Source organism: Streptomyces sp. 147326, from assembly GCF_045000215.1.
In the GTDB taxonomy this organism is placed as follows: domain Bacteria; phylum Actinomycetota; class Actinomycetes; order Streptomycetales; family Streptomycetaceae; genus Streptomyces.
In genome coordinates, this window is sequence record NZ_CP134201.1 from 7,338,463 (window position 1) to 7,357,201 (window position 18,739).

The 18,739-nt window shown below is 72.9% G+C and carries 18 protein-coding genes and 2 pseudogenes; 9 read left to right on the plus strand and 11 right to left on the minus strand.

The window, feature by feature from the left end; translation table 11 throughout:
• The first annotated feature begins 17 nt into the window (after positions 1 to 17).
• From RIU97_RS33800 to RIU97_RS33815, 4 genes are all read left to right on the plus strand, one after another.
• On the plus strand, positions 18 to 692 hold the full coding sequence (locus tag RIU97_RS33800) for an urease accessory protein UreF (RefSeq protein ID WP_404961301.1): 675 nt from the start codon (positions 18 to 20) through the stop codon (positions 690 to 692).
• 22 nt (positions 693 to 714) lie between these two features.
• The gene (gene ureG, locus RIU97_RS33805; RefSeq protein WP_404961303.1) at positions 715 to 1,410 is read left to right on the plus strand and encodes an urease accessory protein UreG; all 696 of its coding nucleotides are present in this window, start codon (positions 715 to 717) and stop codon (positions 1,408 to 1,410) included.
• Between the two features lie 50 nt (positions 1,411 to 1,460).
• Positions 1,461 to 2,222, plus strand: coding sequence for an urease accessory protein UreD (locus tag RIU97_RS33810; protein ID WP_404963037.1), 762 nt, complete (start codon positions 1,461 to 1,463; stop codon positions 2,220 to 2,222).
• A gap of 181 nt (positions 2,223 to 2,403) precedes the next feature.
• Positions 2,404 to 4,065: an alpha/beta hydrolase gene (locus RIU97_RS33815; RefSeq protein ID WP_404961304.1), complete on the plus strand. Its 1,662-nt coding sequence runs from the start codon at positions 2,404 to 2,406 to the stop codon at positions 4,063 to 4,065.
• A 26-nt stretch (positions 4,066 to 4,091) separates the two neighbouring features.
• Here RIU97_RS33815 and RIU97_RS33820 read toward each other — a convergent pair whose 3' ends face one another.
• From RIU97_RS33820 to RIU97_RS33845, 6 genes are all read right to left on the minus strand, one after another.
• The gene (locus RIU97_RS33820; protein WP_404961305.1) at positions 4,092 to 4,817 is read right to left on the minus strand and encodes a lysophospholipid acyltransferase family protein; all 726 of its coding nucleotides are present in this window, start codon (positions 4,815 to 4,817) and stop codon (positions 4,092 to 4,094) included.
• 84 nt (positions 4,818 to 4,901) lie between these two features.
• Positions 4,902 to 5,060 carry a hypothetical protein gene (locus tag RIU97_RS33825; RefSeq protein WP_030711544.1) on the minus strand — a complete coding sequence of 53 codons (159 nt, stop codon included), beginning with the start codon at positions 5,058 to 5,060 and terminating at the stop codon, positions 4,902 to 4,904.
• 32 nt (positions 5,061 to 5,092) lie between these two features.
• Entirely contained in the window at positions 5,093 to 6,049 is a 957-nt protein-coding gene (locus tag RIU97_RS33830) for a cytochrome c oxidase assembly protein (protein WP_404961306.1), read from the minus strand.
• An 89-nt stretch (positions 6,050 to 6,138) separates the two neighbouring features.
• Positions 6,139 to 7,164 (minus strand): 6-phosphofructokinase, encoded by a 1,026-nt coding sequence (locus RIU97_RS33835; protein WP_404961307.1) that lies wholly within the window; start codon positions 7,162 to 7,164, stop codon positions 6,139 to 6,141.
• A gap of 215 nt (positions 7,165 to 7,379) precedes the next feature.
• The gene (locus RIU97_RS33840; RefSeq protein ID WP_404961308.1) at positions 7,380 to 8,108 is read right to left on the minus strand and encodes a type 1 glutamine amidotransferase; all 729 of its coding nucleotides are present in this window, start codon (positions 8,106 to 8,108) and stop codon (positions 7,380 to 7,382) included.
• A gap of 28 nt (positions 8,109 to 8,136) precedes the next feature.
• Entirely contained in the window at positions 8,137 to 9,375 is a 1,239-nt protein-coding gene (locus RIU97_RS33845) for a MurT ligase domain-containing protein (RefSeq protein WP_404961309.1), read from the minus strand.
• 123 nt (positions 9,376 to 9,498) lie between these two features.
• Here RIU97_RS33845 and def point away from each other — a divergent pair, with 123 nt between their 5' ends.
• Positions 9,499 to 10,053, plus strand: coding sequence for a peptide deformylase (gene def / locus RIU97_RS33850; protein ID WP_404961310.1), 555 nt, complete (start codon positions 9,499 to 9,501; stop codon positions 10,051 to 10,053).
• Positions 10,054 to 10,181: 128 nt separating this feature from the next.
• On the opposite strand, the gene RIU97_RS33855 is transcribed toward def, so the two are convergent.
• Complete coding sequence (locus RIU97_RS33855) at positions 10,182 to 10,826, minus strand: TetR family transcriptional regulator (protein ID WP_388836749.1); 645 nt, start codon at positions 10,824 to 10,826, stop codon at positions 10,182 to 10,184.
• A 215-nt stretch (positions 10,827 to 11,041) separates the two neighbouring features.
• Between RIU97_RS33855 and RIU97_RS33860 the strand changes: the two genes are divergently transcribed.
• Positions 11,042 to 12,271, plus strand: coding sequence for an acyl-CoA dehydrogenase family protein (locus RIU97_RS33860; protein WP_030711563.1), 1,230 nt, complete (start codon positions 11,042 to 11,044; stop codon positions 12,269 to 12,271).
• A gap of 64 nt (positions 12,272 to 12,335) precedes the next feature.
• Here RIU97_RS33860 and RIU97_RS33865 read toward each other — a convergent pair whose 3' ends face one another.
• Entirely contained in the window at positions 12,336 to 13,145 is an 810-nt protein-coding gene (locus tag RIU97_RS33865; protein WP_404961311.1) for a hypothetical protein, read from the minus strand.
• A 63-nt stretch (positions 13,146 to 13,208) separates the two neighbouring features.
• On the minus strand, positions 13,209 to 13,646 hold the full coding sequence (locus tag RIU97_RS33870) for an SRPBCC family protein (protein ID WP_404961312.1): 438 nt from the start codon (positions 13,644 to 13,646) through the stop codon (positions 13,209 to 13,211).
• Positions 13,647 to 13,802: 156 nt separating this feature from the next.
• On the opposite strand from RIU97_RS33870, the gene RIU97_RS33875 reads away from it, so the two are divergent.
• Complete coding sequence (locus RIU97_RS33875) at positions 13,803 to 13,988, plus strand: DUF5999 family protein (RefSeq protein WP_319730935.1); 186 nt, start codon at positions 13,803 to 13,805, stop codon at positions 13,986 to 13,988.
• Positions 13,989 to 14,146: 158 nt separating this feature from the next.
• Here RIU97_RS33875 and RIU97_RS33880 read toward each other — a convergent pair whose 3' ends face one another.
• Both RIU97_RS33880 and RIU97_RS33885 read right to left on the minus strand, forming a co-directional pair.
• Complete coding sequence (locus RIU97_RS33880; protein WP_404961313.1) at positions 14,147 to 16,240, minus strand: ATP-binding protein; 2,094 nt, start codon at positions 16,238 to 16,240, stop codon at positions 14,147 to 14,149.
• 63 nt (positions 16,241 to 16,303) lie between these two features.
• Complete coding sequence (locus RIU97_RS33885) at positions 16,304 to 17,281, minus strand: fibronectin type III domain-containing protein (protein WP_404961315.1); 978 nt, start codon at positions 17,279 to 17,281, stop codon at positions 16,304 to 16,306.
• A gap of 406 nt (positions 17,282 to 17,687) precedes the next feature.
• On the opposite strand from RIU97_RS33885, the pseudogene RIU97_RS33890 reads away from it, so the two are divergent.
• Positions 17,688 to 18,044 (plus strand): annotated as a pseudogene (locus RIU97_RS33890) (oligopeptide/dipeptide ABC transporter ATP-binding protein); the annotation flags it as partial.
• Positions 18,037 to 18,695 (plus strand): annotated as a pseudogene (locus RIU97_RS33895) (ABC transporter ATP-binding protein). The pseudogenes RIU97_RS33890 and RIU97_RS33895, both read left to right, overlap by 8 nt.
• Positions 18,696 to 18,739: the final 44 nt, after the last annotated feature.

Consider the following 18,739-nt stretch of genomic DNA (forward strand, 5'->3'; position numbering starts at 1 on the left):
AAGAGAGGACTCCTGCCATGAGTCTCGCCGCGCTGCTCGTCCTCGCCGACGGCCGGTTCCCCGCCGGGGGGCACGCCCACTCCGGCGGGGCCGAGGCCGCCTGCAAGGCGGGCCGGATCCACGACGCGGCCACCCTGGAGGAGTTCTGCCGGGGCCGGCTGCACACCGCCGGACTCACCGCCGCCGCGCTCGCCGCGGCCGCCGCCCTCGGGCTCGACCCGGTGGAGCTCGACGCCGTCGCCGACGCCCGCACCCCCTCGCCCGCACTGCGCACCGCCGCCCGCAGGCTCGGGCGGCAGCTGATGCGCGCCGCCCGGGCCACCTGGCCGGCGCCCGGACTGGAGGAACTCGCCGCCGCCTTCCCGCGCGGCGCCCACCAGCCCGTGGTGCTCGGCGTCACCGCCCGCGCGGCGGGGCTCGGGCCGCTCGACGCCGCGCACGTGGCGGCGTACGAGAGCGTCGGCGGGCCCGCGACCGCGACCGTACGGCTGCTCGGCCTCGACCCCTTCGAGGCGAGCGGGGTCCTGGCCCGGCTCGCCCCGGACCTCGACGCGGTCTCCGCACAGGCGGCCGGGGCCGCGCTGCGGGCCCGCTCGGAAGGCACGGAGGCGCTGCCCGCGGCCTCCTCGCCGCTGCTGGACATCTCGGCCGAGATCCATGCCGACTGGCCGGTACGGCTGTTCGCTTCCTGACCCCCCGAAGGAGACACCCCCCATGCACCTCGACCACGCCGTGACCTACCCCCACCGGCACACCCGCAGCGCCGACCCGCTCCGCGCCGACGGCAACCGGCGCGCCCTGCGCATCGGACTCGGCGGACCCGTCGGCTCCGGCAAGACCGCCACCGTCGCCGCCCTGTGCCGCGCGCTGCGCACCGAACTGTCCATGGCCGTCGTCACCAACGACATCTACACCCGCGAGGACGCCGAGTTCCTGCTCCGCGAGGCCGTGCTGCCGCCCGAGCGGATCACCGCCGTCGAGACCGGGGCCTGCCCGCACACCGCCATCCGCGACGACATCTCCGCCAACCTCGAGGCCGTCGAGGAACTGGAGGACACCTTCCGGGAGAGCGGACCGCTCGACCTGATCCTCGTCGAGTCCGGCGGTGACAACCTCACCGCCACCTTCTCCCGGGGACTCGTCGACGCGCAGATCTTCGTCATCGACGTGGCCGGCGGGGACGACATCCCCCGCAAGGGCGGCCCCGGCGTCACCACCGCCGACCTCCTCGTCGTCAACAAGACCGACCTCGCCCCGTACGTCGGCTCCGACCTCGGCCGGATGGCGCGCGACGCCGCCGAGCAGCGCGGCGAACTGCCCGTCGCCTTCCAGTCGCTGCGCGGCCCCGAAGGGGTGGCCCCGGTGGCCGCCTGGGTGCGGGAGCGGATCGCCGCCTGGACCGTGCGGTGACCAGCGCGCCTCCCCTCTCCCCGCCCCGGGTCCCTCCGGACTCCGTCCCCCTGCCCGCGTCGGGTCTGCGGGCCACCGCCCGCATCCACGCCGTGGCCGACGGGCGGGGCGGCACCGCCCTGCCGCTGCTGGCGGGCGAGGGACCGCTCGCGCTGCGCCGCACCCGGGGGTCGGGGGCCGAGGCCCGGGTCGTGCTGGTCGGCGCGATGAGCGCGCCGTTGGGCGGGGACCACCTCACCGTCGAGGCCGCCGCCGGGCCCGGCGCGCGCCTCGCCCTCGCCTCGGCCGCGGCCACCCTGGCGCTGCCCGGCCGTGGCGGCGAGCCCGCACGGTACGACGTACGCCTGACCCTGGAGGACGGGGCGGCGGTGCGGTGGCTGCCGGAGCCGCTGGTCTCGGTGCGCGGCAGCGAACTGCGGGTGCACACCCGGGTCGCAGTGGCCCCCACCGCCCGTCTGCTGCTGCGCGAGGAGCAGGTGCTCGGCCGCTCGGGCGAGGCCCCGGGACTGCTGAGCAGCCGGCTCACCGTCACCCGCGGCGGCCGTCCGCTGCTGGACCAGGAGCTCACCTGCGGCCCCGGTGCGCCCGGTGGCTGGGACGGCCCGGCGGGCCTGGCCGGCCACCGGGCGCTCGGCCAGCTCCTCGTCGTGGACCCCGCCTTCGCCGAGGACCCGCCCGCGGCCCGGGTGCTGGGGGAGTGCGCCGTGGTGACGCCGCTGGCCGGGCCGGCCGTTCTCGTGACGGCCCTGGCCCCGGACGCCCTGCGGCTGCGCGAGGTGCTCGACGGGGCCTGCCGCACGTACCACGGGTGAACAAGGGAGGAAACAGACACCGCTCAGCGGTACACGCCTTTCCGGTTATCGGGTTGGCAAAGAAGTCGATCCGGCTCTGTCGCCGGTCCCGGATCAGAGGACAAGATCCCCCTGCACGCCGACGACCGAAACGACCAACCCGGCCGCCCACGGCGGCACCTGACGCAGGGGGAACAACCACGTGATACGCAACGCGACGCTGGGGAGCGCCGCCACACTGATCACCGGCACACTGGCTGCGAGCCTGCTGCTGGCCCCGCCGGCCGCAGCGGCCCAGGCCGACAACGGCCCGAAGCTGCCGGAGGTGCTGGGGGTTCAGATCGCCGCCGCCCGCGCCGCCCGTACCGGGATCGACTGGAAGGACTGCCCCGCGGACTGGGGCCTGGAGAAGCCCATCCAGTGCGGCTGGGTGAAGGTCCCGCTCGACTACGCGAAGCCGTACGGCAAGACCATCGACATCGCCGTCGACCGGATCGGCAGCACGGGCACCCAGCAGGAGCGCCAGGGCGCGCTCGTCTACAATCCCGGCGGCCCCGGCGGTTCCGGCATGCGCTTCCCGCGCCGGGTCACCACCAAGAGCCCGCTGTGGGTCAACGCCTCCAAGGCGTACGACTTCGTCGGCTTCGACCCCCGCGGTGTCGGTCACTCCGCGCCCATCTCCTGCATCGACCCGCAGGAGTTCGTGAAGGCCCCCAAGGCCGACCCGGTCCCGGACAGCGAGGCCGACAAGCTCGCCCAGCGCAAGCTCGCCGCCGAGTACGCGGACGGCTGCAAGGAGCGCAGCGGCGAGATGCTGCCGCACATGACCACGCCGAACAGCGCCCGCGACATGGACGTGATCCGCGCCGCCCTCGGCGAGGCGAGGCTGAACTTCCTCGGCGTCTCCTACGGCACCTACCTCGGCGGGGTCTACGCGAGCCTCTTCCCGACCCACGTGCGCCGCATGATCGTCGACAGCGTGGTCGACCCCTCGCAGGACAACATCTGGTACGAGGCCAACCTCGGCCAGGACGTCGCCTTCCAGATGCGCTGGAACGACTGGCAGGACTGGGTCGCCAAGAACGACGGGGTCTTCCACCTCGGCGACACCCGCGCCAAGGTCGAGGCCAAGTGGCAGGAGCTGCGCAACAAGGCGAAGGCCCAGCCCATCGGCGGGATCGTCGGCCCGGCCGAGCTCATCGGCTTCTTCCAGGGCGCCCCGTACTACGACTCCTCCTGGGTGCCCGTCGCGCAGACCTGGGCCGCCTACGCCGCCGGTGACGAGCAGGCGCTCGTCGACGCCATCGCCCCGGACATGACGGACACCAAGGGCAACGCGGCCTCGGAGAACAGCAACGCCGTCTACACGGCGGTCGAGTGCGCCGACGCCAAGTGGCCCACCAGCTGGGCCAAGTGGGACCGGGACAACACCAAGCTCCACGAGAAGTACCCGTTCCTGACCTGGTCCAACGCATGGATGAACCTGCCCTGCGCGACCTGGAAGGCCAAGCAGAGCACCCCGATCGCGGTCGGCGCCAAGCGCGTGCCGCCGATCCTGATCGTCCAGTCCGAGCGGGACGCGGCCACGCCGTACAAGGGCGCGGTCGAGCTTCACCGCCGTCTCGCCGGCTCGCGTCTGATCACCGAGCAGAACGCCGGCTCGCACGGTGTCACCAGCCTGCAGAACCCCTGCATCAACACGCGGGTGGACACCTACCTGCTGACCGGCAAGGTCGACGCGCAGGACGTGACGTGCGCCCCGCACGCCACGCCCGTCGCCCCGGCCCAGGTCGCCGCGCTGTCGCTCGACCACGGACCGGGCAGCGAGTGGCCGGCCCGTGAGGAGCTGCCGGCCGTCCGCTAGACCGGACCGTCCGTACGGGAGAAGGCTCAGCGCGCGGAGCGCCGGGCCTTCTTCCGTTGCTCCTTCTTCCGCTCGGCTTCCTGTTCGGCCTTCACCTCGGCCGCGTACCGGTCGACGTACTCCTGGCCGGACAGTTCGAGGATCGCGTACATGATCTCGTCGGTGACCGCCCGCAGGATCGCCCGCTCGCCCTCCATCCCGGCGTACCGGGAGAAGTCCATCGGCCGGCCGAAGCGGATCGTCACCCGCCGGATGTTCGGGATCCTCTGCCCGGGCGGCTGGATCTCGAAGGTGCCGACCATCGCGCAGGGGATCACGGGCACCCCGGCGCCCAGCGCCATCGCGGCCACGCCCACCTTCCCCTTGTAGAGCCGCCCGTCGTGCGAGCGCGTCCCCTCCGGGTAGATGCCCAGCAGTTCGTCCTTGGCCAGCACCGCCAGCCCCTCGCGCAGCGCCGCCTGCCCGGCGTCCTTGCCGGACCGGTCCACCGGGATCTGCCCCGCGCTGCGGAAGAAGGCGGCCGTGAGCCGGCCCTTGACGCCGGGCCCGGTGAAGTACTCGGCCTTCGCGAGGAAGGTGATCCGCCGCTTGAGGATGGCGGGCATGAGGAAGTGGTCGGAGAAGGACAGGTGGTTGCCCGCGACGATCGCGGCACCCTCCGCCGGGATGTTCTCCAGGCCCTCGATCCGCGGCCGGAACAGCAGCCGCAGCAAAGGACCGAGCAACACGTGCTTGAGCAAGTGGTAGAACACCAGGCCGCTCCCGTCGATATCCCGTTGTCACCGCCAGTTTACGGACGGTGAGCCACGGGCTGGAGGGGGCGGTGGGATCCTTCCTCAGACATTGCGGGAGGCGGCCATCCCTGCGGTCAGCAGCCCCAGCACCACCCAGCCGAACCACAGCCAGCCGTTGCTGCCGAGGGCCACGGAGTACGTGGCGACGGCCACCAGTGCGGCGAAGGTCATGACAGCCATCGCCTTAACGGATCCGGTCATGCCCCATGGTGGCGCGCGACAGTGCCGTTCCGCTACTGGCCACGCGCTTGGAGCGAGGCGAGATACGAGTTGTACGCCTCCAGCTCCTTGTCGCCGTTGCGGTCCTCGGCCCGGTCGGAGCGCTTCGCCGCCCGCTGCTCGGAGTGGTACCACTGGTAGACGAGCGCGATCAGGACCAGCACCGAGGGGATCTCGCTGAACGCCCAGGCGATGCCGCCGCCCCACTGCTGGTCGAGCAGCGGGTCGATGCCGAGGGAGGCCGGCGGGTTCGCGTACGTCTTGATCATCGGCTGGCTCGCCATCATCAGCGCGATGCCGAAGAAGGCGTGGAAGGGCATGCCCGCGAAGAGCTCCAGCATCCGCATCACGTAACCCGGACGGTGCGGACCCGGGTCGATGCCCATGATCGGCCAGAAGAAGATGAGGCCGACGGCGAGGAAGTGGACCATCATCGCGATGTGCCCGGTGCGGCTCCCCATCAGGAAGTCGAAGAGCGGGGTGAAGTACAGGGCGTAGAGGCTCGCGATGAACATGGGGATCGTGAACGCGGGGTGGGTGACCACCCGCATGTACCGGCTGTGCAGCAGCGCCAGCAGCAGCTCGCGCGGGCCCTTGTGGCCGCGGGCGGCGGGCGGCAGCGCGCGCAGCGCCAGCGTCACCGGGGCGCCCAGCAGCACCAGGATCGGGGTGACCATGCTGATCACCATGTGCTGGACCATGTGCACGCTGAACATGACCATGCCGTAGTCGTTCAGCTTGGTGCACATCACCAGGACCACGGTCAGCACGCCCACGGTGAAGGCGATGGTCCGGCCCAGCGGCCAGGCGTCCCCGCGCCGGCGCAGCCTCAGTGCGCCCCACGCGTACAGGGCGAGTCCCACCAGCGAGCCGATCAGGAAGAACGCGTCGAAGGAGAACTCCAGCCCGCGTCCGAGAGTGAAGGGCGGCAGGTCCATGTCCATGTCCATGCCGTGCCCGCTGTGATCCATCTCTTCACTCCCTTGACCGTGGCGCCCCACCACAGTAGTGCCGCCCCCGGACGCTCCTGCGCGCGGGGGCGGCCGTAACGGGCATACGGTTACAGAACCGTCTGGGCCTCGTCGTACCGCTGGGCCGGAACCGTCTTGAGGGTCGAGGTCGCCTCGGCGAGCGGCACCATCTCGATGTCCGTGCCGCGCAGCGCGGTCAGCATGCCGAACTCGCCGCGGTGCGCGGCCTCCACGGCGTGCCAGCCGAAGCGGGTGGCCAGGACCCGGTCGTACGCGGTGGGCGTGCCGCCGCGCTGGACGTGGCCCAGGATCACCGGCCGGGCCTCCTTGCCCAGGCGGTGCTCCAGCTCCACGGCGAGCCGGTTGCCGATGCCGGCGAACCGCTCGTGACCGTACATGTCGACGCCGCCCTCCTCCAGGTCCATCGACCCGGGGCGCGGCTTGGCGCCCTCGGCGACCACGACGATCGCGAACCGCTTGCCCGCGGAGAAGCGCTCGCCGACGATCGCCGTCAGCTCCTCGATGTCGAAGGGGCGCTCCGGTACGACGATCGCGTGCGCGCCCGCCGCCATGCCCGAGTGCAGGGCGATCCACCCGGTGTGGCGGCCCATGACCTCCACGACCATCACGCGCTGGTGGGACTCGGCGGTGGTCTTCAGACGGTCCAGGGCCTCCGTGGCCACGCCGACCGCGGTGTCGAAGCCGAAGGTGACGTCGGTGGAGGCGATGTCGTTGTCGATGGTCTTGGGGACACCGACGATCGGCAGACCGGCCTGCGCCAGCAGGTTCGCGGCCTTCAGGGTGCCCTCGCCGCCGATCGGGATGATCGCGTCGAGGCCGAGGTCGGCGACGTGCCCGCGGGCACGCTCCACGCCGTCGCGCAGGTGCGCGGGCTGGACCCGGGAGGAGCCGAGGATGGTGCCACCGCGGGCCAGGATGCCGGCGACGGCGTCGAGGTCGAGCTTGCGGTAGTCCGCCTCCAGCAGGCCCTTCCAGCCGTCGAGGAAGCCGATCACCTCGTCGCCGTGGTCGACGACGGCGCGGTGCACGACGGAGCGGATGACGGCGTTGAGGCCGGGGCAGTCGCCACCGGAAGTGAGCACACCAATGCGCATGGCAGGGAGAGACCTTTGCAACGTGGGCCGACGACCGGACCACGTCGTCCGGTTGGAACTACGGCCACCCTACAAGCGGTGGAGCGGTGGGCTGAACCATCCTCCACATGCTGGTCGCACTCGTCGTACGAAACCACGTCGGCCCGGTTCCCCCTAGGGAAAACCGGGCCGAACACATGATGACGGGGCCGCCCCGATGAGCGGTCCGCCGGGCGCTACGCGGGCTGCGTCGCGGCCGCGATGCGCTCCGCGCGCAGCGCCTCGTACCACCGGTCGTCTATGGCCGGCAGCGCGTTCACGTCGAGGGCCAGCTTCAGCAGCAGGTCCGCGATCTGCGGGTTGCGGGCCATCACGGGGCCGTGCATGTACGTGCCGAACACCGTGTCGTTGTACGCGCCTTCGGTGCCGTCGCCGGTGCCGTTGCCGCGGCCCATCGTCACCCGGGCGAACGGCCTGGCCGTCGGACCGAGGTGCGTGACGCCCTGGTGGTTCTCGAAGCCCGTCAGCTGAGGCAGGCCCAGGCGCGGGTCGATGTCGCCGAGGACGTCGCCGACGCACCGCTCGCCCTCACCGCGCAGGGTGACGACGTCCAGCAGGCCGAGGCCCTCCTGGCGCTGGCCCTGGTCGTTGACGAACTCCTTGCCGAGGATCTGGTACCCGGCGCAGACGGAGAAGACGATCGCCCCGTTCGAGACGGCGCGCTCCAGACCGCCGTCGCGCAGCAGCCGCTCCGCGGCCAGGCGCTGCGGCCGGTCCTCGCCGCCGCCGATCAGGTAGATGTCGCCCGAGGTGGGGATCGGCTGGTCGCTGCGCACGTCCACGCGCTGCACGTCCAGGCCGCGCTGGCGGGCGCGGCGCTCCACGACGAGGGCGTTGCCCTGGTCTCCGTACGTGCTGAGCAGGTCGGGGTAGACCCACACCAGACGCAGGCTGTTGTCGCTCATGCTCTTGTCCTCTGCGTTTCTGACGGGCCTAGTTGCCGACGCGGCGGCGGACGTCCTGGAAGGCGGTGTAGTTGGCGATCAGCTCGATCTGGCCGGGCGGCGCCAGCTGCACGGCCTCGTCGAGGGTCTCGCACACCCGGAAGTCCAGGCCCGCGACCTCGAGGCGGACCGCGAGGTCCAGCTTGCGGTCACCGATCACGAAGATCGGGTGGCCGGCCAGGCGCGGGTAGTCCACGTCCCACAGCCAGGAGGTGTCGGTGCCGTCGGCGCCGCGCGCGTTCACCGAGAGGATCACCGGCGTCGGCGGCGGGTCGATCAGCGAAAACGTTTCGAGCCAGCCCGCCGGGTTCTTCGCGAGCAGGAGCCGCAGCTCACGGCCCTGGAAGGTGACCACGTCGTAGCGGCCGGCGACGGCCTGCACCTGGTACATCCGCTCCAGCGCGACCTGCGGCGGGACGCCGAAGACGGCGGCAACGGCGGCCGAGGTGGCGGCGTTGGCCTTGTTGGCGCGGCCCGGCAGCTGGAGGTGGATCGGCCAGGCGCTGCCGTGCGGGTCCAGGACGTGGTCTCCGGAGAGCACCCAGGTCGGCGTCGGGCGGCGGAAGCCGCACTCGCCGCAGAACCAGTCGTCGCCGGGACGCTGCATGACGCCACCGCAGGAGGGGCACGACCAGGCGTCGTCCTTCCACTCCTGGCCGGCCGCGACCCACACCACGTTCTGCGAGGAGGAGGCCGACCAGACGATCAGCGGGTCGTCGCAGTTCGCGACGATGACCGCCTTGGAGCCCTGGAGGCCCTCGCGCCACTTCTCCGCGAGCATGCGGGTCTCGGCGGCGCGGTCCAGCTGGTCGCGGGAGAGGTTGAGCAGGGCGATCACCTTGGGGGTGACGTCCCGGGCCACTCCGGCCAGGTACTTCTCGTCGACCTCGATGACGCCGTACTTGGCGTCCGAGCCGCCCGCCAGCGCCGAGGTGATGCCGGCCGGCATGTTGGCGCCGAGGGCGTTGGAGACGACCGGCCCGCTGGCCCGCAGGGCCTCCGCGATCAGCCGGGTCGTCGTGGTCTTGCCGTTCGTCGCGGAGACGAGGACGACGTCGAGGTGTTGCGCCAGCGCGCCGAGAAGATCGGGGTCGAGCCTGAGTGCGACCTTGCCACCGATCACCGATCCGCTTCCGCGTCCCGCGGCCCGCGACACCGCCGCCGCGGCCTTGCCCGCCGTCACGGCCAGCTTGGCCCGCGGCGAAAGCGGCTCCGTGTTGCCTGCCATCGTCCCTTGTCCTCCTTGCGTCGGTCGGCCCCAGCCTATCCAGTACCGGCCGGAGCCTTGACCGCGGCGCCCCCGCCCCGCCGCGGATCTCCTCATATAGTCGCCCGTCGTACGCTTACGGCCATGCGACAGCGCCCCATTCCCGGTACCACCGGACTCGTCCGCACCATGAGCCTGCTGGGTGCTCCGGTGCTCCACTCGGCCTGCGCGGAGGTCACCGCATTCGGCCCGGAACTCGACCGGCTCATCGAGGACATGTTCGCGACGATGTACGCCGCGGAGGGCGTCGGCCTCGCCGCGAACCAGATCGGCGTCGGGAAGCGGGTCTTCGTCTACGACTGCCCCGACGACGAGGACGTCCGCCACGTCGGGCACATCGTCAACCCGAGGCTGGTGGAGGCCGCCGGGGACGAGTTCCTCGGGCCCGAGGGCTGTCTGTCCCTGCCGGGGCTGGAGGCGGGGACGGCCCGCTTCGACCGGGCGGTCGTCGAGGGGGTCACCTCGGACGGGGCGGCCGTACGGATCTCCGGTACGGGTTTCTTCGCCCGCTGTCTGCAGCACGAGTGCGACCACCTCGACGGGACCGTGTACGCGGACCGCGTGACCGGACTGCGGGCCCGTCGCCTGCGGCGGGCGATCCGCAAGGCCCCCTGGTCCACCCCCTCCTTGCGCGGCTAGGCGTTCCATCCTCCGCCCCCTTCGGCTTCGCCGGGCCATTTCAGCCCCTCCGGCGAGCTGAAACCTGCCCGGGCGAAGCCCAAAGGGACCCCGGTGAGGCTGGGTTCGGCCTGGTGGGCCCGGATCGGCTAGAAGCCCGGGCCGTCCACGCGGTTGCCGGCGGAGGAGAGGCGGCCCCAGAGGAGGTCCGTGAGGCCGGCGACGAGCTCCGCGCGCTCGCAGGGCCGCTCGCCCAGCCACCAGTCGCCGGCCGCGTGCATCATGCCGACGATGCCGTGGCCCCAGACCCGGGCCAGCCGTTCGCCGCCGGGCCCGAGGTCCACCCGCTCGCCGATCACCTCGGCCAGTTCCTCGCCGAGCCGGCGCAGCAGCGGCGCCGAGTGGAGCCCGACGTCGAAGCCGCGCTCCGCGCTGTGGGAGTCCTCGGCCGGGTGCATGAGGAAGCGGTAGACCTGCGGGCGGGCCTCGATGGCGGCGAGGTACGTGTCGAGCGTCGCCTCCACCCGGCGGCGCCGCTCGGCGGGGGCGTCGAGCGCGGCCCGCAGCGAGTCGAGCAGGGCGTCGGTGTGGCGTACGGCGAGTGCCTGGTAGAGGCCCGCCTTGTCCCCGAAGTGCCGGTACAGGATGGGCTTGGTGATGCCGGCCTCCGCCGCGATGGCGTTCATGGAGGCCTTCGGGCCGTCCCTGAGCACGACCCGGTCGGCGGCTTCGAGCAGCTCCCGCCGGCGGCGCTCGGCCGCTCCCGGTTCGCCGGCCTGCTGAGTGGTCTCCATGACGTGTTTCTCTCCCCGCCCTTGCGATGTGCGTGACGCCCACGCAACGTAACACCCGGTACACCCCGGCGATCGAATCGGCGGCCGTCCGCCGGGTGCGGTTGTCCGGATCTTCCGTGCTTGACAGCCCTTACTCGCCGGTAACAGACTGTGGCCTTCGCGTAGGTTACCGCTAGTAACTTCCGCATGGACGAGTACAGACAGGTGGAGGGGACATGGCGGAGTTCACCATGGAGCTGAACGACGACCAGAAGCAGGTACGGGACTGGATCCACGGCTTCGCCGCCGATGTGATGCGCCCCGCGGCCGCCGAATGGGACGAGCGCGAAGAGACTCCCTGGCCCGTCATCCAGGAGGCCGCCAAGGTCGGCATCTACTCGCTGGACTTCTACGCCCAGCAGTTCTTCGACCCGACGGGCCTCGGCATCCCGATGGCGATGGAGGAGCTCTTCTGGGGCGACGCCGGCATCGCCCTGTCCATCGTCGGCACCGGACTCGCGGCCATCGGCGTCGTCGCCAACGGCACCGAGGAGCAGATCGGCACCTGGATCCCGCAGATGTACGGCACCCCGGACGACGTGAAGGTCGCCGCCTTCTGCTCCTCCGAGCCGGACGCCGGCTCCGACGTCGGCTCGATGCGCACCCGCGCGGTCTACGACCAGGCCAAGGACGAGTGGGTGCTCAACGGCACCAAGACCTGGGCGACCAACGGCGGCATCGCCAACGTCCACATCGTCGTGGCCGTCGTCGACCCCGAGCTCGGCACCAAGGGGCACGCCTCCTTCATCGTGCCGCCGAACACCCCGGGGCTGTCCCAGGGCCAAAAGTTCAAGAAGCACGGCATCCGCGCCTCGCACACCGCCGAGGTGGTGCTGGAGGACGTACGGATCCCCGGGTCCTGCCTGCTCGGCGGCAAGGAGAAGCTGGACGAGCGGCTCGCGCGGGCCCACGAGCGCGCCCGCAGCGGCGGCGGGGAGCGCGTGAAGAACGCGGCCATGGCCACCTTCGAGGCCTCCCGGCCGGCGGTCGGCGCGATGGCCGTGGGCACCGCTCGCGCGGCGTACGAGGTCGCCCTCGACTACGCGAAGACCCGTACGCAGTTCGGCCGCCCGATCATCGACAACCAGGGCGTGGCCTTCCAGCTCGCCGACATGCGGACGCAGATCGACGCGGCCCGGCTGCTGGTGTGGCGGGCCTCCTGGATGGCGGTCGCGGGCCGGCCGTTCGACTCGGCCGAGGGCTCGATGTCGAAGCTGTTCGCGAGCGAGGTCGCCAAGAAGGTCACCGCGCAGGCGGTCCAGATCCTCGGCGGCAACGGATTCACCCGCGAGTACCCGGTGGAGCGGATGCACCGGGACAGCGCGATCTACACGATTTTCGAGGGGACCAGCGAGATCCAGCGGCTGGTGATCGCCCGCACGATCTCCGGCATGCCGATCCGCTAGGCGCCGGGCCTCGGCCGGGGGTGGGGGGTGCGGGGCGGGTGCCCCGCACCTCCCCACCCACACCTCAGCGCAGCGGTGTCAGGCAGTTGAGGGTGCCGTCGGGGCTGTACTCGGGGCGGGCCAGGTAGTCGCCGGAGGCGCAGGGCCCGGTGGCGGCCGTGGGCCGGCGCACCCGGTACTCGGCGGCCGGGGAGTCGCAGTCCGTCACGACGAGCTTCTGGTCCGTCCAGTCGCCCTTGTTGCGCACGCACTGGCCGGAAGTCAACGGGTGCGGCGCGTCGTCCCCGACCACCACGCCGATCACGACCAGGGTCGGGATCGCGAGGAAGAGCAGCAGCAACGGGACGAGGAAGAGCAGGACCGGCGCCCGGCGCCACATCGGCCTGCCCGGGTCGAGCGCGGGCCGGTAGCCGCCCGCCGGGGGCGCGAGCCGGCGGAAGGCCGCGCGCGGGCCGAGGTTCATCAGCAGAATCACCGGCGTGATGAAGAAGGAGAGCGGACCCCACCAGCCCTGCCACAGGGTGTCCGAGGACATGCGGCGGTAGGTGGCGAGTCCGCAGTCGCGGCACAACGGCCCGCGCAGGCTCAGGGTCCGCATCAGCACGATCATGCCCTGGTGGCCGCGGACGGTCGCGGGCGCGGCCGGCCAGGCCCCGCACAGGGTGCAGCCGTACCGGCCCGGCTGCGGGTGGGCGCCGTACGCGCCGTACGCGCCGTACGGCTGGGCTCCCGGGTGTGCGGGCCAGGCGGGGCCGGGCTGCTGCGGTCCGGCGAACACGGGGCCGCCGGCCCCGGTCGGCTGCTGCGGTGCGTAGGGGCCCGCCGGGCTGTACGGGCCCCCGGCGCCCTGCTGCGGCGGTGGCGGAGTGGCCACGGAGATCTCCTCGGTCGCGTAGTGATCACCGGCGCGGTGATCACGGCACCCTAGCCCGTGTCCTCAGGAGCGCAGCAGCCGGGCGAGGGCCCGGCCGAAGAGGAACCGGCCCGCCGCCGCGACCACGGGGTCCAGGGCGCGGGGGAGGCCGCGCAGGCGCAGGTCCTCACGCCAGTGGACCTCCGTGCCGCCCGAGGCGAGGGGCCGGATCTCGATCTCCGCCCAGCCCGTCACGGACCGGCCGCGCTTCTCCAGCCGGACCAGCCCCGGCGATCCCTCCGCCGGGGGCTGCCAGAGCACGACCTCCATGGGATCGTCGAAAGTGATCCTGCCCACACCCGTGCGCGCGGTGAAGATCGTTCCGACGTGCGTCGGGAGCGCGGTGTCGATGATCGTCCGCGTGAAGGGGACCTGTGCGCCGTGGCGCTCCCAGTCAGTGAGCCGCAGCCAGGTCTCGGCGGGCGGCCGGGACGTGCGGTGAACGATCCGGATACCGGGCATGAGCGCATGGTAATCGGGCATACACACCCTGAACTGTGCGGCGAATATGGGTTCCGCCCAGGGGTGGCGATCAGCAATACTCACCAGCCACCGTGGATCGCGGAATCGACCGGGTGACCACCGGCCCTCCCGCCCCACTTTGCGAGGAGGTGCGCCATGTGCTCCCACCAGCCACCCTGCCCATCCGCCGACAGCGCCGATCACGACGCCGCCCGCATCGTGGCCTCCCACCCCGAACAGGGCTGGAGCCTGCTGTGCAACGGGGTCGTGATCTTCGACGACACCGGTGAACTGCTCCCCGACAGCCGCACGGTGGAACCCCGCCGCCCGGCCCTGGTCTGAGCGAGGAGGCAGCATGCGCCAGCAGCTGATCCGCAAGCCCGTCCCCAAGCCCGCCCCACGAGACCTGGACCTGCGCACACCGTCGGGCAGACCCCTCCCGTACTGACGGGAGCCCCGACGAAGCCGATCCACTACGCACAGCGTCCACCGGCCGCTGCTCAGCCGGTGGACGTCGCCGCGCCGCCCAGGAACGCCGTCTCGTACGCGGCGTCGCCGATCGCGGCCCGGGCCTGCCGCTCGCCCTGGTCCCGCAGCGCCGTCAGCGAGGGCGAGCCCATCTGCGGCCGGCCCACCGTGCGCCACCAGGCGTGCCCCGTGCCCAGCAGCCGCGCCGCCAGTTCCCCGTCGCCCAGCCCGGCCACCGCCGCAGCCAGCAGGTCCAGGCCCAGCGCGATGCCGAAGCGGTCGCCCAGCAGCCGTTTGCCGGAGAGCATCGCCCGCACGTGCCGGGCCGCCTCCCCGTGGTCGCCCAGGCCCAGCGCGGCCACCGCCAGGATGTAGTCCGCGTACGCCCGCAGCCAGCGCTCGCCCAGCTCCGCGCACGCCTCCCGCAGGGCCCGGGCCTCCTCGGTCGCCTCCTCGAACCGCCCCTGGTCGCACAGGGCGTAGCCGGTGGCCAGCTTGCACAGCAGCCAGCCCGGACCGCTCGTCCGCCCGCCGTGGCCCGCCCTGGCCCGTGGGCCGGCCAGCCCCAGCGCCCGTACGGGATCGCCGGGCATGAGGACCGCCACCGCCTGCAGATAGGCCGCGCGCAGTTCCCGCTCGGGGTCCGCGAGCCGGGCCGCGTCCCGCGTGCACTCCACGGCGATCCGCCCGGCCGCGTCCATGTCGCCCTGGAGCAGCAGCGTGAGCCCGAGGGCCCACTGGGCCTGGTTGTGCACGGCCCCCGTGGGCGGAGCGGCCCGCAGCGCCCGTTCCAGGAAGCCCCGGCCCTCGTGCACGTGCCCGCAGGCGAACCAGTAGAACCACAGGGCCCCGGCCATCTCCAGGGCCGCCGTCGGGTCTGCGGTGAGCAGGTGCTCCAGAGCCGTACGCAGCTGCGCGTGCTCGGCGGTGATCCTGCGGTACCAGTCCACCTGCCCCGGGCCCAGCCAGCCCCGGTCGGCGGCCTCGGAGAGCGCCGCGTACCAGTGGGCGTGCCGGTCGCTCACGAGCCGCGCCTCGCCGAGCTCGCCCAGCCAGTCGTGCCCGTACTCGCGGATCGTGTCGAGCATCCGGTAGCGGGCGCCGGCCCCTCGCTCGTCGGTGCGCAGGACCACCGACTTGGCGGCCAGCCCCGCCAGGACCCGCTCCACCCGGGCGGCGGGCAGCGGGCCGCCCGCGCAGACCGCGCGGGCCGCGGCCACGTCGAAGTCGCCGGTGAAGACGGAGAGCCGGGCCCACAGCAGCCGTTCCAGCGGCTCGCACAGTTCGTGGCTCCAGCCGATCGTGGTCCGCATCGTCTGGTGCCGGGTCGGCAGGGCGGCCCGGACGCCCGACAGCACCTCGAAGCGCTCGCCGATCCGCTCGGCCGTCTGCTCCAGCGTCCACAACCGCAGCCGGGCGCCCGCGAGTTCCAGCGCGAGCGGGATGCCGTCCAGACGCCGGCACACCTCGGCCGCGAGCGCGGTCCGTACGGGATCGGCGAACACGGCCACCGCCTGCGGGGTCGCGGCGAGGGCGCGGGCCCGGAAGAGGGCGAGGGCGTCGCTGTCCGGTCCCTCGCAGGGCAGCGGCCGCACCTCGACGAGCTCCTCGGTCGGGCTGCCGAGCGGCTCACGGGAGGTGATCAGGACCGTCAGCCCCGGTGCCGACTGCAGGAGTTCGCCGACCAGGTGGCGGCAGGCGGCCACCAGGTGCTCGCAGGTGTCCAGGACCAGGAGGAGCCGCCGGTCGGCCATCCACGCGCACAACTCCTCGTCGAGCGGGCGCGGGGAGTGGTCGGCGAGGCCGACCGCGTGCGCGACGGTCGCGGTGAGCAGGCCGGGATCGCGCAGCGGCGACAGCTCCACCCACCAGACGCCGTCGGGCCGGAACTGGCGGGGATCGGCGACGGCCCGCAGGGCGAGCCGGGACTTGCCGACCCCGCCCACCCCCGTGAGGGTGATCAGCCGCCGCTCGTGCAACAGGTCGCCAAGGAGCCCGAGTTCGCGTTCCCGGCCCACGAAGCTCGCCGGTTCCGGAGGCAGGTTTCCCGGCGCGCAGGAACCCGGAGGGGGCTCGTCGTCCGCGGATTCTGCCTGATTGTCATTGACCGAGTACTCACCGAACACGGATGTATTGTGCGTGATCTTCTTATCCGACCGTGCCGTTCGGGCCGGATCGGTGCCTTGATTTCACGCCACGAGGGTGATCCGCCGCTCCGCGGAGAAGGCGCCCCAGTTGCCGTCGGGCAGCCTGGCCCGCAGTTTCACGGCCCATTCGGTGCCGGCCGGCTCCGCCACCGTGAGCCGGTGCTCCACCCGGCCGCTGGGTACGGCGCCCGCACCGAACTGGATGACGGTCGTGGCGCGTCCGTTGACGTAGAGCTCGTACTCGGTGGTCTCGCGGCCCGTGTCCGGTGCGGTCCAGGTGAGCGTGACCGCCCCCGGGGAGGCCGCCGCGCCGAACTCGGCGGGGGCGGTGCCCGGCCCTTCTCCGGAGGCGGGCGGGGTCGTCACGTCCACGGCCGGCCCGTCGGGGGAGGAGTTGTCGGCCCCGTCCCGGGCCCGGACGGTGAAGGTGTAGACGGTGTCGGGCCGGAGGCCGCTGAGCGCGGTGCCGCTCTCGCCGGGACCGGCGGTGTGGATCCGGACGCCGCCCTGGTAGACGTCGTACGCCGTCACGCCCGTGTCGTCCGTCGCCGCCGTCCAGGACAGCGCGGCGGCCCGGGGCCCGGTCGCGCGGCCGGTGGTCGTGGCCGGGGCGGTGGGCGCCGTGCGGTCCTCGGCCCTGGCCGCCGGGGTGGTCGCCCGGGCGGCCGGGGCGGGCTCGGAGAGGTTGCCGGCGGCGTCCCGGGCCCGGACCGTGAAGGCGTAACCGGTCTGCGGGGCGAGGCCGGTGACGTCCACCATGGTCTGCCCGGCCGGGAGTGCGCGGACCAGCCGGTCGCCCTCGAAGACCCGGTAGCCGGTCACCCCGTCCCGGTCCGCCGCCGCGTTCCACATGACGTGCACGGTGGTGGCGCTGCCCGCCTGAGCGGTGAGTCCGGCCGGGGCGGGCGGAGCTTCGGCGTCGGGTGCGGTGCACGCGGTCAGGCCCGTGAGGCCGGTGAGGCCGGTGAGGCCGGTGAGGGCCAGGCAGAGGGCGAGCGTGGGGGCGGCTCTGCGTCGCACGGGGTGCCTTCCTCCGCTGCCGTAAAGGTCTAGACATATATGGCACGGCGGGCGTGGGCCCGGCAAGACCCCTGCGCTCGGGTGTCGGCGATGTGCCCCGGTTCGTCTTCTTCCGGTCCTGTCTGGCATTATTGCCAGCTCTTTGCAATAACGGATGATTTTGAACAGGGATGTGCAGAGCATGACGGCCCGGACAGTACGGGGAGCGGCCGGGGCGACCCTGGCCGCCGCACTGCGGCGGTGCTGGCCGGGAACCTGCTGTCCGACCTGCTGTACGGGCTGGCCGACCCGAGGGTGGGCTTCGATGGCTGACACTTCGGCGACTCCGGCGGCCTCGGCGGCCTAGGCGGCCGAGCTGACGTGGCGTCCGGCCGGGCGCGCCCGGCGCTCCACCCGCACCCTGCGCGTCGACGAGCTGCGCGCCCACACCCGTGACGCCGGCCGCGCCCTGCTGATGATCACGCACGACCTCGCGGCGGCCGAGCGGATCGCCGACACCGTCGCCGTCATGTACGCGGGGCGGATCGTCGAAACCGGCCGGGCCGAAGCCTTCTTCGGCAGTCCCGGTCCCCGTCACCCCTACGCCCGGGGCCTCCTCGACGCCCTCCCGGAACGTGCCTTCATCCCCGTCCCCGGGGCGCCGCCCGAGCTGGGCGCGCTCCCGCCGGGCTGCGCCTTCGCCGCCCGGTGCGCGGCCGCCGACCAGGTCTGCCGCAGTCGGCGGCCCGTGCTCACCGAAGGGGTGGCCTGCCACCATGCTTGAGCTCAAGGACATCACCGCGGGCTACGCCCGCCGCGCCCCCGCGGTCCGGGGCGCGCACCTGACCCTGCGGCCGGGCGAGTCCCTCGGCCTGCTCGGGCCGAGCGGCTGCGGCAAGTCCACCCTGGCCCGGGTCGCCGCCCTGCTGCACCGTCCGGACCGGGGGACCGTGGCGTTCGACGGCCGCGCCGTGACCGGTTTCTCCCACCGGGCCCCGCGCTCCCTGCGCACGGCGGTCGGCGTGGTCTTCCAGCAGCCCAGGCTCTCCGCGGACCCCCGCCTCCGACTGCGCGACCTCGTCGCCGAACCCCTCCGCGCGACGGGCCGGCGCGAGGAGTGGCGGTGCGGGTGCCCGAGTTGGCGGAGCGGGTCGGCCTCGGAGCGGACCTGCTCGCCCGCCGTCCCCACGAGGTCAGCGACGGCCAGCTGCAACGCGCCTGCCTGGCGCGGGCGATGGTGTTGCGGCCGCGCTGGCTGGTGTGCGACGAGATGACCGCGATGCTGGACGCCTCCACCGCCGCGGCCCTGGTCGCGGTCGTCGAGGAGTACCGCGCCTAGAGCGGGGCCGGACTCCTCGCCGTCGGCCACGATCCGGTGCTGCTCGGTCGCTGGTGCGGCCGCACGACCCACTGGAGCGAGATCGTCAAGGACTGACCGCCCGTCACGGACGGTCAACACCCGTACGGCGGACACGTGTT

What these genes read in the sequence shown, in the direction of transcription:
- RIU97_RS33800 (WP_404961301.1), top strand. Translation starts at nt 18, where the DNA reads ATGAGTCTCGCCGCGCTGCTCGTCCTCGCCGACGGCCGGTTCCCCGCC.
- def (WP_404961310.1), top strand. Translation starts at nt 9,499, where the DNA reads ATGCGACAGCGCCCCATTCCCGGTACCACCGGACTCGTCCGCACCATG.
- RIU97_RS33840 (WP_404961308.1), bottom strand. Translation starts at nt 8,108, where the DNA reads ATGAGCGACAACAGCCTGCGTCTGGTGTGGGTCTACCCCGACCTGCTC.
- RIU97_RS33845 (WP_404961309.1), bottom strand. Translation starts at nt 9,375, where the DNA reads ATGGCAGGCAACACGGAGCCGCTTTCGCCGCGGGCCAAGCTGGCCGTG.
- RIU97_RS33860 (WP_030711563.1), top strand. Translation starts at nt 11,042, where the DNA reads ATGGCGGAGTTCACCATGGAGCTGAACGACGACCAGAAGCAGGTACGG.
- RIU97_RS33870 (WP_404961312.1), bottom strand. Translation starts at nt 13,646, where the DNA reads ATGCCCGGTATCCGGATCGTTCACCGCACGTCCCGGCCGCCCGCCGAG.
- RIU97_RS33830 (WP_404961306.1), bottom strand. Translation starts at nt 6,049, where the DNA reads ATGGATCACAGCGGGCACGGCATGGACATGGACATGGACCTGCCGCCC.
- ureG (WP_404961303.1), top strand. Translation starts at nt 715, where the DNA reads ATGCACCTCGACCACGCCGTGACCTACCCCCACCGGCACACCCGCAGC.
- RIU97_RS33835 (WP_404961307.1), bottom strand. Translation starts at nt 7,164, where the DNA reads ATGCGCATTGGTGTGCTCACTTCCGGTGGCGACTGCCCCGGCCTCAAC.
- RIU97_RS33875 (WP_319730935.1), top strand. Translation starts at nt 13,803, where the DNA reads ATGTGCTCCCACCAGCCACCCTGCCCATCCGCCGACAGCGCCGATCAC.
- RIU97_RS33825 (WP_030711544.1), bottom strand. Translation starts at nt 5,060, where the DNA reads ATGACCGGATCCGTTAAGGCGATGGCTGTCATGACCTTCGCCGCACTG.
- RIU97_RS33855 (WP_388836749.1), bottom strand. Translation starts at nt 10,826, where the DNA reads ATGGAGACCACTCAGCAGGCCGGCGAACCGGGAGCGGCCGAGCGCCGC.